Below are 344 nucleotides of genomic sequence, written 5' to 3' on the forward strand. Positions count from 1 at the left end.
CTGTCCAGCCGATAGATGGGTAACACTTTGAACCGGATACATAGGTTACAGTTTTCCCCCTGAGTTGCTGTCCGCCGCAGTGCCGTCTGGTCGGGGTTGAAGGGCACTGCGGCGGACCAGTTTTTTGTGTCTGCCGTCGATGAAGCCGAGCGGATGGGTATAGAAGTGGAGCGCCCATTGCCCGTTCTCGGTCTCGGTTGCGGCAACCGCTTCACCGGCCAATGTCTTTGAGACGTAGATGAAGTCGCCGTTCCACTTGATCTCGCCGTTTTGGCGCACGCTGCGCACCGCAGCTTCGGCCGGATAGTCCGGCTTCGGTATCGTCTTCGGCATGGCGCGGGTCG

At 59.6% G+C, this 344-nt stretch carries 1 pseudogene; it reads right to left on the reverse strand.

Annotated features, from left to right (window positions below):
- Positions 1–45: 45 nt before the first annotated feature.
- Positions 46–344, reverse strand: a pseudogene (locus EOA29_RS41015) (integrase); the annotation flags it as partial.

Origin of the sequence: Mesorhizobium sp. M1E.F.Ca.ET.063.01.1.1, from assembly GCF_003998155.1 — a bacterium.
Lineage (GTDB): Bacteria > Pseudomonadota > Alphaproteobacteria > Rhizobiales > Rhizobiaceae > Mesorhizobium.